Raw genomic sequence first — 15,860 nt, forward strand, 5'->3', positions numbered from 1 at the left:
GCCGGAAGGCGGGGCTGCGACGCCTGTTGTGTCGGCGCTGTCGCTCCGCATGAAGCCAGAGTCCCATCCACGGAGGAACTCCCAAATGCTCGCGAAGCTTCACCAAAAAGTCCTGGCCGCGTCCCTGACGCTATTGTTCAGCACCGTAACCACGGTCTCCCTCGCTGCCGATGTCAAACCCGCGCTCGACATGGGCGCCACCAACAACGCGCAAAAGGTCAATGTGACCCTGGTGCTGAAGCTGCATAACCAGGACCAGCTGGAGGATTACGTCCAGCAGACCGTCACCCCGGGCAGTGCCCACTATCGCCAATTCCTTACCACCAGCCAGTTCGCTAGCCAGTACGGCGCCACCGACGCGGAGATCGCGCAGGTGCAGTCATTCCTGCAGAAGCAGGGACTCGCCGCCGGCACCTTGCTGCCGAACCATATGGCCATCCAGACCAGCGGCACCCTGGCCCAGTTCAGCGCGGCCTTCCAGGCACCTATCCACACCTTTGTCTCGCGCGAAAACGGGCGCAGTTTCCATCGCCCCACCCAGCCGCTAGTACTGCCGTCCAGCCTTGCCAACGTGCTGCTGCACGCTACGGGGCTGAATAACGAGCATCAGCTCCTCTCGCATCGCATCAGTGCGCCGTCCGACGTGCGCCAGCAAGCTTCGCTGCAGACGCTGGCCAAGACCGCCACTTCCGCCAAGGCCGCAACGCCGAGCAGCGGCAATCCCACCGCGACCGGCGTGCCGGGCAGCTACACCGTGGGTGACGTGGCGAACTTCTACAACATCAATCCGCTGTATGCGCGCGGTGTGACCGGCAAGGGTTCGACCATCGCCATCGTCACGCTGTCGAACTTCTATCCGTCGGATGCGGAAACATACTGGTCCGGCATTGGCCTGGTGACCAAGCCGAACCGCATCACGCAGATTCATGTGGACGGCGGCGGCGCGTTCGACGGCGGCAGCGGCGAAACCGCACTCGACGTGGAGCAGTCCGGTGGTCTCGCGCCGGATGCCGACATCCTGGTGTATGACGCGCCGAACGCCGGCAACAGCTTCACCAACGCGGCGATGCAGGCGGTCTCAGACAACAAGGCCGACACCATTTCCACCAGCTGGGGCCTGCCGGAAATCTTCAACTTCGCCGCACTCAACGTCACCGGCGCCAAGAACACTGACACCACCGACGTGGGCGACCTGAAGATCTGGCATCAGATCCTGCTCGAGGCCGCGGTGCAGGGCCAGTCGTTCTTCGCCGCCACTGGCGACTCGGGTGCATACGACACTGTGCGCGGACTGGGCGTCGGCACCACGCCGGGCACTTATAACGCTCCGCTCACGGTCGACTCGCCGGCCTCCGATCCGTTCATGACGGCGGCAGGCGGCACCACCGTGCCCTTCAGTTATCACTTCCGCAAAGGTCCGGTGCAGTCCATCACCCAGGAAAGCGTCTGGAGCTGGGATTACATCCAGAACTACTTCGACACCTACGTCGGCAAAGGTGTGATCGATCTGTTCTCTACTGGCGGCGGCGGTGGCGTGAGCGTGTACTGGAAACGGCCGTTCTATCAGCTGTTCACGCAGGGCGTCCGCACCAGCGAGAAGAACCAGACGCTGACCTTCAACGACACCACTGGTCCGCAGGTGCTGCTCAAGCTGCCGGGTAATTTCCACGGCCGCAACATCCCGGATATTTCGTTGAATGCTGATCCGGAAACCGGCTACATCGTGGTCTCCACCACCGATGGCGGTGCGTTCTCCGGCGAAGGCGGCACCAGCTTCGTGGCGCCGCAGCTCAACGGTATCTCGGCGCTGCTCACGCAGAGCAGCGGGCATCGCGTTGGCTTCTGGAATCCGCAGGTGTATCTGTTGCAGAACATCTTTGGCTACGGCAAGTGGTCGAGCTTTAACGATATCCGTGCGGGGGATAACTGGTTTTACTTCGGGAAGCCGGGGTATGAGCCGGGGTCGGGTATTGGCACGCTCAATGTGTCGAATTTTGATTTGTTCTTGCGTAGTTTCTGAGGTGGGTTGAGTTGTGATTTGGGGCCGGCGCTCGAAAGGGCGCCGGCTTTTTCTTGCCCCCCCTCTCCCTCCGGGAGAGGGCCGGGGTGAGGGTTCGGTCTAGTGACATTCCCTCCTACTCGTCATCCCTGCGTAGGCAAGGATCCAGTAGTGGTGCGCTCCGATTTTTGTGTCTGCGTGCCCTGGCTCGCCTGCCGCGGGCTTCCGAACCGCTGCCGCGGTCCGGGTCACTTTCTCTTTGCTGGCCCACGCACCCGCAGGAGCGGGTGCGAACAGCGCAGCTGGCCCGAAGGGTGGAGGGCATGGATGCCCGGAGTAAAGAGAAAGTAACCAAAGAGAAATGGCCTGAGAGCAGGCGATGCGCTCTGTAGCTGCGCCTTTTCCAGTGTCAGGCGTCGGGATGGGTTTCTTCGGGGCCTGATCGTCCAGTCCTCATCGCTACAAAGAAGCCGTCACAGTCTCGCTTCGCATCGCCTAAAGCAGCACCTCTCCCTCCCCTGCTTGCGACGCGAAGCTAGTCCCGTGGGACAGGGGAGGGAGAGGTGATGGGTGCTCGGGATCGCGTTGCTATGCAGCAGCATTGCTCCACTGAGTTGCGACGCGCAGGGCTTGCCGCCAATCCGCACACCCGCCATGCTCGCTTCAATTTCACAGGGTGACGACATCCATGAGTGATTCCCCGGCGTCGGGCGGTTATGTGCGGCGATTGAGTTCGTGGGATGCGGCGATGATTGTGGTCGGCGGCATCATCGGTGGTGGCATCTTTCTCAATCCCGGTATTGCTGCGCAGCGCACGGAGTCGGGGCTGGCGTTGTTGCTGGTGTGGGTGGGCGCGGGTCTGCTCACGCTGATCGGTGCGCTGTGTTATGCGGAGCTTGGCGCGCGTCGGCCGCATGCAGGTGGCAGTTATGTGTATCTGCGCGAGGCGTTTGGATCGCTGGCGGGGTTTCTGTTTGGCTGGACGATGTTGCTGGTGATTTATTCCGGCTCCAGCGCAGCGGTGGCGACGATTTTCGCCAGCTACGCATCGTCGGTATTCGGTCTGCCTGCGACGACGATCAAACCGCTGGCGGCGGGTGCGCTGGTGTTTGTGGCGGGGATCAATCTGTTCGGTCTGCGCCTCGGCGCGCAGGTGCAGAACCTGTTCACGCTGCTCAAGCTGCTGGCGGTGGCTGTGCTGGTGGTCTGCGGTCTTTTTCTCGCCGGTGCAGGCGGCTCGGGCGTGCTGACAGTCGATCCCAGCCGCGCAAACGTGGGTTTCATGGGCGCGGCGCTGCCAGTGCTGTTCGCCTACTCGGGTTTCACTTATCTCAACAACCTCGCGGGTGAGGTGCGTGATCCGCAGCGCACGTTGCCGCGCGCGCTGCTGGTGGGCATGTTGCTGGTGATCGCGGTGTACGCCCTCGTCAACGTGGCCTACCTTGCCGTGCTGGGCCATGACGGCCTCGCTGCTAGCAGCACGCCGGCCGCCGATGTGATGAATCGCGTGTTCGGCCCAATCGGCGCCAAGCTGATTGCCATCGGTATCGCCATCTCTACCCTGGGCTTCTGCAACATCACCCTGGTGGCCGGTGCGCGCGTGCTGCAGGTGATGGGCGACGATGGGCTGTTCTTCCGCAGCGTGGCCAGGCTGCATCCGAAGCACCGCACGCCGAACGTGGCGTTGCTGCTGCTGTCGGGCTGGGCCGTGTTGCTGGCTCTCTCGGGCAGCTACGGTCAATTGCTGGATTACGCCACCTTCGGCGACTGGCTCGCCTGCGCGCTAGGTGTGGCCACGCTGTTCTGGTATCGCCGCCAACAGGGCGGGCAGGCCAGCTTCCAGGTGCCGGGCTATCCGTTGCTGCCGCTGATCTTTGTCGGCGTGATCGCGTGGGTGGTGGTGAAAACCATGATGGACAACCCGCGCAACGCCGGCATCGGCCTGCTGATCATGGCGGCCGGCGTACCGGTGTACTACGTGTGGCGCCGGATGTTTCCCACCAGCCAGCCGGCGCCGCACGCCGAATAAATCGTCCTCGTCCTGACCACCCTGCATAGCGCGCTGCATGAACCGCGGCGCGGGCCGCGCCTTGCTGCATTCCCAACAAAGGCCGCTGCAATGCCACAATGGATGGATACGCGAGGAGAGTTCCACCATGGCGCAAGCCCAGGCCCTGGCCACCAACCCGACCAGCAACATCACCCCCGACAAGGTGCGTGAAGGCATCGACCTGGAGATCAACGGCCGGCAATTCCGCCACACCGGCGACGCCGATATGCCGCTGCTCTGGTATCTACGCGATGTGCTGCGCCTGACCGGCACCAAGTACGGCAGCGATCACGGACTGGGCGGCGCCGATCTGGTGCTGGTGAACAACAAGGCCGTGTCGGCGATCACCCTGCCCGTGCGCGAGCTCGCCGGCAAGAAAGTGACGACGGTCGAAGGACTTGCCGCAGACGACGGCAAGCTGCATCCGCTACAGCAGGCCTTTGTGGATGAAGACGCGATCGGCTGCGGCTATTGCACGCCCGGTTGGCTGATCGCTGGCGTGGATCTGCTCACTCGCCATCCGCAACCCAGCGACAACGAAATCGAACAGCTGCCCAACCTGTGCCGCTGCGGTTGCCAGACCCGCGTGCGCCGCGCCATCAAGCGCGCCGCGGCTGCCATCGGCGGAGGCCACGCATGAGCCAGCGTCACGGCGACCTCTCGCCCCTACAGCCCGCCCTGCCCGCGCGCCGCCGCTTCCTGCAGGTATTGGCCGGCACCGCCGGTGCGCTGATCGTCGGCATCCGACTGGCCGAAGCCGGTGAACCGTCGGTGCCCCCAGCGATGCTTGGTGACACCTTGTATGGCCTCGGTGTCTACGTGCGCATCGATGCCGATGGCAATGTGCTGATCGGCGCGCGTGATCCCGATACCGGCACCGGCACCGCTACCTCGCTGCCGCGCATCATCGCCGATGAACTCGATGTCGACTGGTCGCGGGTCAGCGTGGTGCAACTTGGCCTCGGCGTGGAAAACGGCAACGGCGAACCGCGCTGGATCTACGGCCATCAGGCCGGTGGCCTGGGTGACTCCATTCCCGCTGCGTGGGCTGACTTGCGCCAAGCCGGCGCGCTCGCGCGCTGGCTGCTAATGCAGGCTGCCGCGCGCCGCCTCGGCGTGCCGGCGGATCGCCTGCGCACGCAATCCGGTTTCGTGATCTCGCCTGACGGCCGCCGCTTTGATTACGGCAGCCTCGCCGAAGCCGCCTCAAAGGTGGCACCGCCGCCGACCTCCGTCGCGGTGAAAACACCAGACCGCTACACCCTGATCGGTCAACCGGCCGGTGACGTAGACGCGCGCGCCATCGTCACCGGCCAGGCCGCGTTCGCTATCGACAACACCTACGGTGATGCGCTGGTCGCGGTGTTGCTGCGCTGCCCCTGGGCCGACGGCACGCTCGCCAGCAAAGACTTCAAGGACGCCGAAGCGGTCAAGGGTGTCGTGAAGATTGTCGAGCTCAAGCCCGAACCCGGCCTGCTCCCTGGCGACACCGTGCTCGCACCGTCGGTGGCGGTACTGGCCGAAGACACCTGGTCGGCCCTGCAGGCACGCGCCAAACTCAAACTGGAATGGAAGCCCGGCCCCAGCGGTGGCGAAAGCAGCGCCGCGCTGGAGCAGCAGGCCAACGACCTCGTCAACAGCAAGGACGCCGCGCCGAGCACGCGCGTGCGCAACGACGGCGACGTCGATGCCGCCGCCAAGAAAGCCGCCCGCCGCATCGAAGCCGTCTACGTGCAACCGTGGCTGGCGCACGCCACCGCCGAGCCGATGAACTGCCTCGCGCGCATCGACAAGGACCGCGCCACCCTGGTGGTGCCCACGCAGGCACCGCAGCATGCCTGGGCCGTGGTGCAGCGACTGACCGGTTTCAAACCCGACCAGATCGATATACGCGTACCGCGCGTCGGCGGCGGTTATGGCCGCCGCCTCGACCACGACTTCGTCGCCGAAGCCGTGATGCTCGCCAAGCTCGCCGAGAAACCCGTGCGCCTGCTGTGGACCCGCGACGAAGACCTCGGCCACGACTTTTACCGCTCCGCCAGCGTGCACAAACTCAGCGCCACGCTGGACCGCAAACGCGAGATCGCGACGTGGAACCAGCGCATGGCCAGCGCCTCCGCCCTCGGCCAGCGCCGCGTACCCGACAACCGTCTGTGGACGTCCGAAGTCGATGCCAACCAGCTGCCCGCCGGCCTGGTGCCCAACTACCGCAGCGACTGGTATAGCCTGCAGTCCGGCATGCCGCGCGGCCCGCATCGCGGCATGCCGCATCTCAGCAACGCCTTCGCCGTCGAAAGCTTCATCGACGAAATCGCGCATTCGCTGAAAGAAGATCCACTCGTCACCCGTCTGCGCCTGCTCGGCGAACCGCGCCAGATTCCGTTGCAAGGCGGCGGCAACCTCGACACCGGCAAACTCATCAACGTACTCAAGCTCGTCGCCGACCGCATCGAGTGGAAAAACTGGCTGCGCACCGTCAACGGCCTCGGCATCGCCTGCTGGCACATCAACGGCACCTACGTCGCGCACGCGGTCGAAGCCTCGATGCAAGGCGAGAAGCTCAACATCGAACGCGTCGTCTGCGCCGTCGACGTCGGCCGCGTGATCAATCCCATGGGACTGGAAGGCCAGGTCGCCGGCGCCACATTGGATGCATTGTCCGCCGCCCTCAACCTCGCCATCACCATCAAAGATGGCCAACCGCAACAGCGCAGCTACAAAGACTACCCGCTGGCCACCATTGCCCAGTTGCCCGACAACGTCGAAGTCATCACCGTCCCCGGCGACCGCGACCCCGCCGGCGCCAGCTTCCTCGCCATGCCCACCGCCGCACCCGCGCTGGCGAATGCCGTGTTCCGCGTGAGTGCTGTGCGCGTGCGTCGATTGCCGCTGATGAAGGAACTGTTGCGGCTGCTTTAAACAGCCACAGCCATTCCATTCCTTGTAGGAGCGCACCCTGTGCGCGACCGGCACAAAGTGCGCTCCTACAAAAGAACTTCACCTGGCAACGCGATCCCGAGCACCCACACCCCTCCCCAACCCTCCCCTGCTTACAGGGGAGGGAGCAAAGGCACGGCGCGGCGGCGAGTGCTGGACAATCAGGCCGAGAAGAGAGCCATCCCGACGCCTGACACTGGAAAAGGCGCAGCCACAGAGCACGCCGCCAGCTCTTCAGGCCATTTCTCTTTGGTTACTTTCTCTTTGGGCGAGCAAAGAGAAAGTGACCCAGACCGCGGCAGCGGTTCGGAAGCCCGCCGCAGGCGAGCCAGGGCACGCAGACGCCAAAATCGGAGCGCACCACTACTGGATCCCTGCCTACGCAGGGATGACGAGGTAGAAGCGATATCGCGGGATCAGTCCAGCAACCCACCCAAGCTTACGCAAACCTGACACCCCCACACTGTGCACCACGCACATTCCCATCCCCCACACCCCTCGCGTAGGCTCCCCCACCAAGGGGCAAAAACATTCCACACCGGGGAGGGTGATATGGAAGACACGCGCAAGGCGTTGCTGTGCACCGCGATCACGTTGGCCATGACTGGCATCTCCGCGCCGCTATGGGCGCAAAGCACCGAACCCACTAATCCGCCACAAACCTCGACGGCCAAACCCGCCGACCAGAAGAAAGCCACCAATCTCGAAGGCGTCACTGTGCTCGGCTCGCGCCGCGTCGGCGGCTCGGAAACCGAAACACCGGTACCGGTCGATGTCATCCCCATGCAGAAAGCCGCCGAACAGAGTCCACAGTTCGACGTAGCGCAGAACCTCCAATACAGCGTGCCGTCGTTCACCTCCGTGCGACAGACCGGATCGGACAACGCCGACCTGGTCGACTCCGCCGCGCTGCGCGGCCTCGGCTCGGACCAGACCCTGGTGCTGGAGAACGGCAAGCGCCGGCATAGCGTGGCGCTGGTGAATCTGTTCGGCGCACGCAACCGCGGCAACACCGGCACCGACCTCAACGCCATTCCCACCCTCGCCATCGAGCGCATCGAAGTGCTGCGCGACGGCGCCGCCGCGCAGTACGGCTCCGACGCCATCGCCGGTGTGATGAACATCGTGCTGAAGAAAAGCCCGGGCTGCGAAGGTGTCGCCGGCTTCGGCGAATACACGCGCGGCGACGGCAAGAACTACCTCACCTCCGCCTACTGCGGCTTCCGCTTCGACAACGGTGGCAGCATCGGTATCACCGGCGAATGGCAGAAGCGCGGCCGCTCGAACCGCTCCGATCCTGGTGACCCGCGCACCATCGGCGACACCAAGGTCGATAACGAAACGCTCTACGTCAACGGTGAAGTACCAGTCGCGGATTCGGCGCACCTGTATTTCACCGGTGGCATCCAGAACCGTTCCGCGTCTTCCGCTGCATTCGCACGTGGCGGCATTGGCTCGGACGACATTCCTTCGCGCAATTCGGCGGCGATGTATCCGAATGGGTTCGTGCCTTACATCAATGGTGCGATCAAGGACCGCTACGCCATCCTCGGCGTGTGGGACACCTTCGGTGACTGGCGCGCCGATCTGTCGCAGACCTACGGCTACAACGCGCTGCAGGACATCATCAGCAATACGCTGAATGCATCCATCGCCAACCGCGACCTGCTCAACGGCGGCCCGGGACTCAGCCCGCGGCGTTTCCATGCCGGCGGTTTCTCGTTCGAACAGGAAACCACCAACCTCGATCTGTCGCGCTACTACGGCGACATCCTGCACGGCCTCAACGTCGCCTTCGGCGGCGAATACCGGCACGAGAACTACCGCATCAAGGCCGGTGAACCTGGCTCCTATCTCGACGCGGATGGCCCCGGTGGCGGCAGCGCCGGCAGCCAGGGCTTCCCCGGCTTCCAGCCCGGCGACGTCACTAACCAGGATCGCCACAGCTACGCCGTCTACGCCGATGTGGAAACGGATTGGACCGAGCGTTTCCTCACCGACGCCGCCGTGCGCTACGAGGACTACAGCGACTTCGGTTCCACCACCACCGGCAAGCTCGCCGCTGCGTTCCACGCCACCGACAAGTTGCTGTTGCGCGGCTCCGTTTCCACCGGCTTCCGCGCGCCATCGCTACAGCAACGCTGGTTCTCTTCCACCTTTACCGATTTCGTCAGCGGCAAGCCGGTGGATGTGGTGCTGGCACCGAACGGCGGCGCCATCGCCAACGCCGCGGGCATTCCGCCGCTGAAGGAAGAGAAGTCCAAGAGTTATACGCTGGGCATGACCTGGGCGCCGCGCGATAATCTGCAACTCACGCTCGACGGCTACCGCATCGACATCACCAATCGCATCGTGCTCAGCGGCCGCTTCGACACCACCGATCCGAACATCGGCGCGATTCTCGATCGACTGGGTGTGGGGCAAGCGCAGTTCTTCGTGAACTCCGTGGACACGCAAACCAAGGGCCTGGATTTCACCGCCAACCATCGCCTGCAATTCGGCGGCGGCACGCTCAACACCAGCTTCGGCTTCAACCGCAACTTCACCCGTGTGCAACGCATCCATGCGCCACCGGCGCTGGCCGGCCGCGAGGATGTGTTGTTATCCGATCGCGAGCGTTTATTCATCGAAGATGGCGCGCCCGGCTCCAAGGCCATTCTCGGCTTTGATTACACGCGCGGGCCGTGGGAGGCGAACTGGAAGTTCATCTACTTCGGGCCGATGACGCTGGGTACGTTCGATGGGCCGCCGGTGCCGAACCAGCACTACGCCGACAAGACATCGGCGGACGTGAGTCTGACCTATCACTTCAACGACAAGATCAAGCTCACGGTGGGCGGGGCGAATATCTTCGACAAGTTCCCGACCAAGCAGAATCCGAATGAGACGGACAACGGGTTCAAGTATGAGGCGGTGCAGTTTGGGTTGAACGGGGCATCCTGGTTTGCACGATTGGCGATGAAGTTTTAGGCGTCCTGGCTCCCTCTCCCCTCCGGGGAGAGGGTTGGGGTGAGGGGCGGGTGCTCGGTTCACCGTCGCTACTTCGTCACCCCGGCGTAGGCCGGGGTCCAGTGACGTTATCGCTCGGTTGTCGCGTCTGCGTGCCCTGGCTCGCCTGCCGCGGGCTTCCGAACCGCTGCCGCGGCTCGGGTCACTTTCTCTTTGCTGGCCCAAAGAGAAAGTAACCAAAGAGAAATGGCCTAAGGGCAGGCGGTCTGCTGCGTAGCTATGCTTTTTCCAGTGTCAGGCGTCAGGATGGTTTTCTTTAGGACCTGATCGTCCAGCTCTCACCGCTACGCAGTGCGCTCGGGGCCAACTTCAAAAGCAAAACGGCGGGCTTTGCCCGCCGTTTTGCTTTGCGCATCGATTAGTGGAACTGATCGCTTGCGGGCGCCCATGAGGTGGGTGCGGTCGTTGCTTTTGCGGGCTGGCTGCGCCCCGCCGGCAGGCGATCGTCCACGCAGCCCGGAGGCAGTGGGCCGCCGGCGACTTTCGCGGTGGCGCACTGGGCGCTGTTGTCGAGTTTGATGGCGCTGACAGGAGCGGTGGTGCTTGCTGGTGCCGGTGGCACCAGCGGATTCGCCGGTGCGAGTTTCATTTTTTCGTAGACCTCGTCATCGACGGGCTTGGGCGGTGGGTCGCCGTTGCCGCAACCGAACAGCGCCATCGGGAACAGGGGCATCACGACGCATTCGACGCGCACGCCGCGCGGCAGGTGGAAGGTGTGGCGTACGGTCGTTTTTTCAACAGCGTGGCGCAGAGCGGTGTCGATCGAGCTTTCGCCTTCGGGCGTCCAGTCCTGTTCGAAGCGTGTGGCCTTGTAGCCGATGTTTGGCGTGCCGTGCGCCATGATTTCGGTGTTGCCGTGCGGCTGCAGCTGGACGTAGGTACCGCCCGGGCCGTTGTTCTGATTGCCTTGGCCGCTACCCTGCCCGCTGCTGTTCTGGCCGTCGCCCTGGCCGGGCGGCAGCGCGAGATTCAGCCCACTTTTTCCGCCGGTGCTCGGCGATGAAGTCACACCATTGGGTGAGCTGCCCGGCGTACCCGTTTCGCTGCCTTGCGGTGTGGCATTGGGTGCGGTGCTCTTGCCGGTGTCGGCGTTTTGCGCGGTTTCGCTGGATGCGGCGCTGCTCTTGGGACCTGTCGCTGCACTGGCCGCCGTGGTCTCGGCTGCTGCGGCCTCCTGGCTCGACGATTTGGCGGCCTCGGCGCTGGCGGTGGGCTCGACGGTGACTTGCGGACGTTCGAGCGTGGGTTTGCGATCGAGTGCGATGGCCTTGGGCGCGACGGTTTCCAGACGCGGCGCCTGCGGCTTCTCCAGACTCGGCTGCGCGTTCTCCGGCAACGGCACGGCTTCCAATTGTGTTTCGGCGACGCGGATCGATGGCGCCTGGATGCGCGGCTGTTCGCGCGGCACAACGGCGGTGGTGACGCTGGCCGGCGCCTGCAGGTTCACCGTGGGCGCGGCCTGCGCAGGCAATGGAACAGCCTGCAATTCCGGCTCGGTCGGCGCGGCCGCGACTTCCGCATGCGCTAGCTGCGGCAGACTGGCCGTGGTGGGTTTGGGCACAGCACGTTCCATCGCAATGGTGGGCGCAGTGACGTTGGGCGCGGATTGCGGCGGCACTTCGGGCATCGCCAGCGACGCGGGCGGTGGCACCGGTTGATTGCCTTCGACCTGCGGCTTGCGCACCGGCTCTGGCTGGAATTTCGGTGGCACCGGCTGCGGCGCGGGCGGCGTCTGCAGACTCACTTGCGGCGGCTCGACGGCAGTCGGCACCGGTTGCAGCTCGGGGGCCGGCGCGGGCTTGGGCAAGGTTACGGTCGGCTGCGGTGCGGCGACGGCTTCGGGCTTGGGCGCGCTCGGGCGCGCCTTGACGACTACCACCGGCGTTTCAATAGCCGGCACCGGCACGGGCGCCAACTCGGCATCGGTGCGTGTGGCGGACGCGTTGTTACTGCGAGTGCGCACCACGCTGGGCGCGCTGCTGCCGCGATGGACCGGACCGACTTCCTTCGGCGGCGTGCCGCGCACCGGTGGAGGCGGCGGCGGTTCTTCTTTTTTCTTTTCGATCAGCCGCACTTGCAGCGCGGGGGTGTGCGATTCGGGCAAATCTTCCAGCTCATACGCCGGCCCCAGGATCATGCCGACCAGCACCAACAGATGCACCAACAGCGTACCGACGAAACCGAGCACGCGCAGCCAGCGCTCGCGCGGACGCTCCTGCCGGCGCCGGCGATAGACCGCCGCCTGCGTAGCCGCCTCGCGCGGCGAAGGCAGCGACACCGTCGAGCGTGCGGCGCGAGTGGGTTCCGTGGGTGGCAAGGGCATGCGCGCAAGTGTAGCGGGCGATACCGGGATTCTGGACAGGCGGCGTCAGGCTAAGCCCCTCTCCCCTCGGCGACCCGAAGGTAGTCCCCGTGGGAGAGAGGGGTTGGGGTGAGGGTTCCGCGCTTGCGACAGACTTCATCGTAGTCACTCTACCGAACCCTCATCCGCCTGCCGGCACCTTCTCTCCCACGGGGACTACCTTCGGGTCGCCGAACGGAGAAGGATTCCAATAGATACGTTGCTTCAGTGCTTGGCTTCCCGCTCGCGCAACTCCGCATCCACCGAGCGGTTCGGGGTATCCACCGGACACCCGTGCGGCAGCGGCTTGCCATCGCGGTAGATGGCGATGCATTCCGCCTCGCTTGGCGGCTTGGGCGGGTTCGGTGACGGTGCGAGCAATGAAGACGGTGCCATGTTGAGGCGCTCGTCGCCGTCCTTGGCGGAAGGCGGTGGCGGTGGATCGCCGCCGCAGCCGCCGACGAACAACGCCACGGTGCAATGAATCCGCACGCCCGGCGCGACATGGAAGGTGTGCTTGACCGTGGCCTTCTCGACCACCTTGCGCAATGCGCTGTCGACTATGTCCTCACCGCGGTCCCAATCTTTATCGAAACGCGTGGCCTGGTACTTCACCGGGCTGCTGTGCTGCATCACCTTGGTGTCGCCATCCACCCCGCGCGCCACGTAGTCCGGCGTCGGTGCGGGCGACGGATTCGCCGCAGGCATCAGCGGCCTGCCATTAGCGTCGAACAACTGCGGGCGTGGCGCCGTGCTCGACGAGGATGCCGGTAGGCTCACGCTCATCGCGTTCTTCGCAGGCGCCTCGTGCACCACCGGCGCGGGACGTGGTGCCGGTGGCGGGGGCGGCGGTAGAGGTGTTTCCGGAGGCGGCGCACTCGGTGCTGCCGCCTTCGGGCGGGGGATCAGGCGCACTTGCAGCGCATCGCCTCTGCGCTCATGCACTGTTTCGAGGAATGGCTGCGGCCGCATCTCCCACCAGATGATGCCTACAAACAGCAGGTGCAGCAGCAAGGTGATGGCAAGGCCCGCCCACAGCCGCCGGCGATCGCGCGGCGGCTTGCGCCAGCGCAGCTGGTGCAGCAGGGCACGGGTCGGGCCGTCCAGGGGAGCCAGGCCGCGGGCGGCGGCATCGGGCGCCGTCCAGCGGTGATGTTCGACTTGCGATGGGTGTTCGATGGGGCTTCCCTTCGATGCATGGGGAGCGCACGGGCCTGGCCTTCCGGGCCGGCATGCGGGTCTCGTAAGACAAATCCCGGCCGTTGGGGTTCCCCTGCCCCGCAGTGCAACTTGACCCTGCCACGCGATCGCTCAAGGCTATGCGGACGGCGCCACGCGCCGTATCCCGCCATGACCGCCCCCGCGTCCTACACGCCAGGACGACCATGACGGCCCGCCATCGTCAGCCGCCATGCGCGGCGTCGTGCGGCGCCGCAGGTCAACGCCGGCACGATCCCGCGCCTCTGTAGAGGAGGGTCGCATCGTGTCGTACAACACGGAAAACATCCGCAACATCGCGCTCGCCGGCCACGCCGGTTCCGGCAAGACCACCTTGTTCGAGGCCTTGCTGCAAGCCGGCGGCGTCATCCAGAGCCAGGGCTCGGTCGAGCGCGGCACCACGCAATCGGACACCGACAGCCAGGAAAAGGCACGCGGCCATTCCATCGACAGCTGCATTGCCGGCATCGATCGCGCCCACTGCCATATCAACCTGATCGACACCGCCGGCTACGCGGATTTCCGCGGCGCCACCCTTGCCTCCTTCGCCGCCGTAGAAACCGTAGCCGTCGTGGTCAATGCCATCAACGGCATCGAGTACGGCACCCGCCGCATGATGGAGCGCGCCAAGGAACGCGGCGTCGCGCGCGTGCTGGTGGTCAACAAGATCGATTTCGAAGGCGCACGGCTCGGCATGCTGGTGGACGCGCTGCGCGAGGAGTTCGGCAACGAATGCCTGCCGGTGAATCTCCCCGCACAAGGTGGCAAGCTGGTGCTGGACTGCTTTTTCCACCGCGATGGCACCACCGATTTCTCCTCACTGGCCGAAGCGCACCAGCGCATCCTCGACCAGGTCGTTGAGATCAACGAAAACGTGATGGGCACCTACCTTGATGCCGGCGAAGCATCGCTCACTCCGGAGCAATTGCACGACGCCTTCGAGCAATGCCTGCGCGAAGGCCACCTCGTGCCGATCTGCTTCGTCAGCGCGCGCACCGGCGCTGGCGTGAACGAACTGCTGGAGCTGGCAGACAAGCTGCTGCCCAATCCGGCCGAAGGCAATCCCCCACCCTTCCTCAACGCGGAGAACCAGCCGATCGACGTCAGCACCGATCCGGCGAAGCATGTGATCGCCGACGTATTCAAGATCGTCAACGATCCTTTCGTGGGCAAGCTCGGCGTGTTTCGCGTGTGGCAAGGCACGATCCGCAAAGACACGCAGCTATTCATCGACGATGGACGCAAACCGTTCAAGGTGGGGCATCTGTTTCGCCTCAGCGGGAAGACGCATGTGGAAATCGACCAGGCGATTCCCGGTGATATTGCGGCGGTGGCGAAGGTGGAAGAAATCCACTTCGACGCCGTGCTGCATGACTCGCACGACGAGGACCGCATCCATCTCACGCCGCTGCGCTTCCCGCAGCCGATGTTCGGCCTCGCGCTGGAGCCGAAGCACAAAGGCCAGGAGCAGAAACTCTCGCAAGCGCTGCTGCGGCTGTCCGAGGAAGACCCCTGCTTCCGCATGGAACACCACAAGGAGCTCAACGAAACGGTGATCCGCGGCCTCTCCGATCTGCATCTGAAAGTGATGCTTGAGCGCATGAAAGAGCGCTACGGCGTGGAAGTCGTCACCCACCCGCCGCGCATCGCCTATCGCGAAACCATCGCCGGCCATGCCGAAGGCCATCATCGCCACAAGAAACAGACCGGCGGCGCCGGCCAGTTCGGCGAGGTGTTCCTGCGCGTGGAACCGCTGGAACGCGGCAGCGGTTTTGAGTTCGTCGACGCGGTGAAAGGCGGCGTCATTCCCGGCCAGTTCCTGCCTGCCATCGAGAAAGGCGTACGGCAGGCGATGGAGCATGGCGCGGTCGCGGGCTTTCCGTTGCAGGATCTGCGCGTCACCGTCTACGACGGTAAATATCACCCGGTCGACTCGAAGGAAGTGGCCTTCGTCAGCGCCGGCAAGAAAGCCTTTCTCGACGCAGTGGGCAAGGCGCGTCCGATCGTGCTGGAGCCCATCGTGGATGTGGAAGTGGCGATTCCCGAATCGAACGTGGGCGACGTCACCGGCGGCCTCGCCGGCAAACGCGCGCGCATTCTCGGCACCGATACCCAGCGCGGCGGCGAGCTGGTGATCAGGGCGCAGGCGCCGCTGGCCGAACTCACCGACTACCCCACCGAACTCAAAGCCATGACCGGCGGCCGCGGCCGCTACAGCCTGGACCTGAGCCACTACGAACCGGTGCCGCCGCCAGTGCAAAGGCAGCTCAGCGAGGCGTGGAAGCCCAAGGTCGAGGAAGACTGAG

The 15,860-nt window shown here is 64.8% G+C and carries 8 protein-coding genes; 6 read left to right on the forward strand and 2 right to left on the reverse strand.

Features of this window, described 5'->3' with window-relative positions; translation table 11 throughout:
- The first annotated feature begins 85 nt into the window (after positions 1-85).
- The 5 genes from BM338_RS01340 (at position 86) to BM338_RS01360 (ending at position 9,956) form a co-directional block, all read left to right on the forward strand.
- Positions 86-2,020, forward strand: a complete 1,935-nt coding sequence (locus tag BM338_RS01340; RefSeq protein ID WP_090448986.1) for a S53 family peptidase — start codon at positions 86-88, stop codon at positions 2,018-2,020.
- A gap of 667 nt (positions 2,021-2,687) precedes the next feature.
- The gene (locus BM338_RS01345) at positions 2,688-4,028 is read left to right on the forward strand and encodes an APC family permease (RefSeq protein ID WP_090448987.1); all 1,341 of its coding nucleotides are present in this window, start codon (positions 2,688-2,690) and stop codon (positions 4,026-4,028) included.
- Positions 4,029-4,155: 127 nt separating this feature from the next.
- Positions 4,156-4,689: a (2Fe-2S)-binding protein gene (locus BM338_RS01350; RefSeq protein WP_090448988.1), complete on the forward strand. Its 534-nt coding sequence runs from the start codon at positions 4,156-4,158 to the stop codon at positions 4,687-4,689.
- A complete protein-coding gene (locus tag BM338_RS01355) occupies positions 4,686-6,968 on the forward strand; it encodes a xanthine dehydrogenase family protein molybdopterin-binding subunit (protein ID WP_090448989.1) in 2,283 nt (760 codons plus the stop codon). Before BM338_RS01350 ends, BM338_RS01355 begins: the two co-directional genes overlap by 4 nt.
- 570 nt (positions 6,969-7,538) lie before the next feature.
- On the forward strand, positions 7,539-9,956 hold the full coding sequence (locus tag BM338_RS01360; RefSeq protein ID WP_218156281.1) for a TonB-dependent receptor plug domain-containing protein: 2,418 nt from the start codon (positions 7,539-7,541) through the stop codon (positions 9,954-9,956).
- Between the two features lie 397 nt (positions 9,957-10,353).
- Here the strand turns inward: BM338_RS01360 and BM338_RS01365 are convergent, their stop codons facing one another.
- The gene (locus tag BM338_RS01365; RefSeq protein ID WP_090448990.1) at positions 10,354-12,318 is read right to left on the reverse strand and encodes a hypothetical protein; all 1,965 of its coding nucleotides are present in this window, start codon (positions 12,316-12,318) and stop codon (positions 10,354-10,356) included.
- Positions 12,319-12,561: 243 nt separating this feature from the next.
- Entirely contained in the window at positions 12,562-13,122 is a 561-nt protein-coding gene (locus BM338_RS01370; RefSeq protein ID WP_255367153.1) for a hypothetical protein, read from the reverse strand.
- A gap of 697 nt (positions 13,123-13,819) precedes the next feature.
- Between BM338_RS01370 and fusA the strand changes: the two genes are divergently transcribed.
- Positions 13,820-15,859: an elongation factor G gene (gene fusA, locus BM338_RS01375; RefSeq protein ID WP_090448992.1), complete on the forward strand. Its 2,040-nt coding sequence runs from the start codon at positions 13,820-13,822 to the stop codon at positions 15,857-15,859.
- Position 15,860 lies beyond the last annotated feature (1 nt).

This window comes from Dyella sp. OK004 (genome assembly GCF_900114495.1).
In the GTDB taxonomy this organism is placed as follows: Bacteria; Pseudomonadota; Gammaproteobacteria; order Xanthomonadales; family Rhodanobacteraceae; genus Dyella_D.

Coding starts and splice junctions, on each gene's coding strand:
- BM338_RS01360 (WP_218156281.1), top strand. CDS start 7,539: ATGGAAGACACGCGCAAGGCGTTGCTGTGCACCGCGATCACGTTGGCC.
- BM338_RS01350 (WP_090448988.1), top strand. CDS start 4,156: ATGGCGCAAGCCCAGGCCCTGGCCACCAACCCGACCAGCAACATCACC.
- BM338_RS01355 (WP_090448989.1), top strand. CDS start 4,686: ATGAGCCAGCGTCACGGCGACCTCTCGCCCCTACAGCCCGCCCTGCCC.
- BM338_RS01345 (WP_090448987.1), top strand. CDS start 2,688: ATGAGTGATTCCCCGGCGTCGGGCGGTTATGTGCGGCGATTGAGTTCG.
- BM338_RS01365 (WP_090448990.1), bottom strand. CDS start 12,318: ATGCCCTTGCCACCCACGGAACCCACTCGCGCCGCACGCTCGACGGTG.
- BM338_RS01370 (WP_255367153.1), bottom strand. CDS start 13,122: ATGAGCGTGAGCCTACCGGCATCCTCGTCGAGCACGGCGCCACGCCCG.
- BM338_RS01340 (WP_090448986.1), top strand. CDS start 86: ATGCTCGCGAAGCTTCACCAAAAAGTCCTGGCCGCGTCCCTGACGCTA.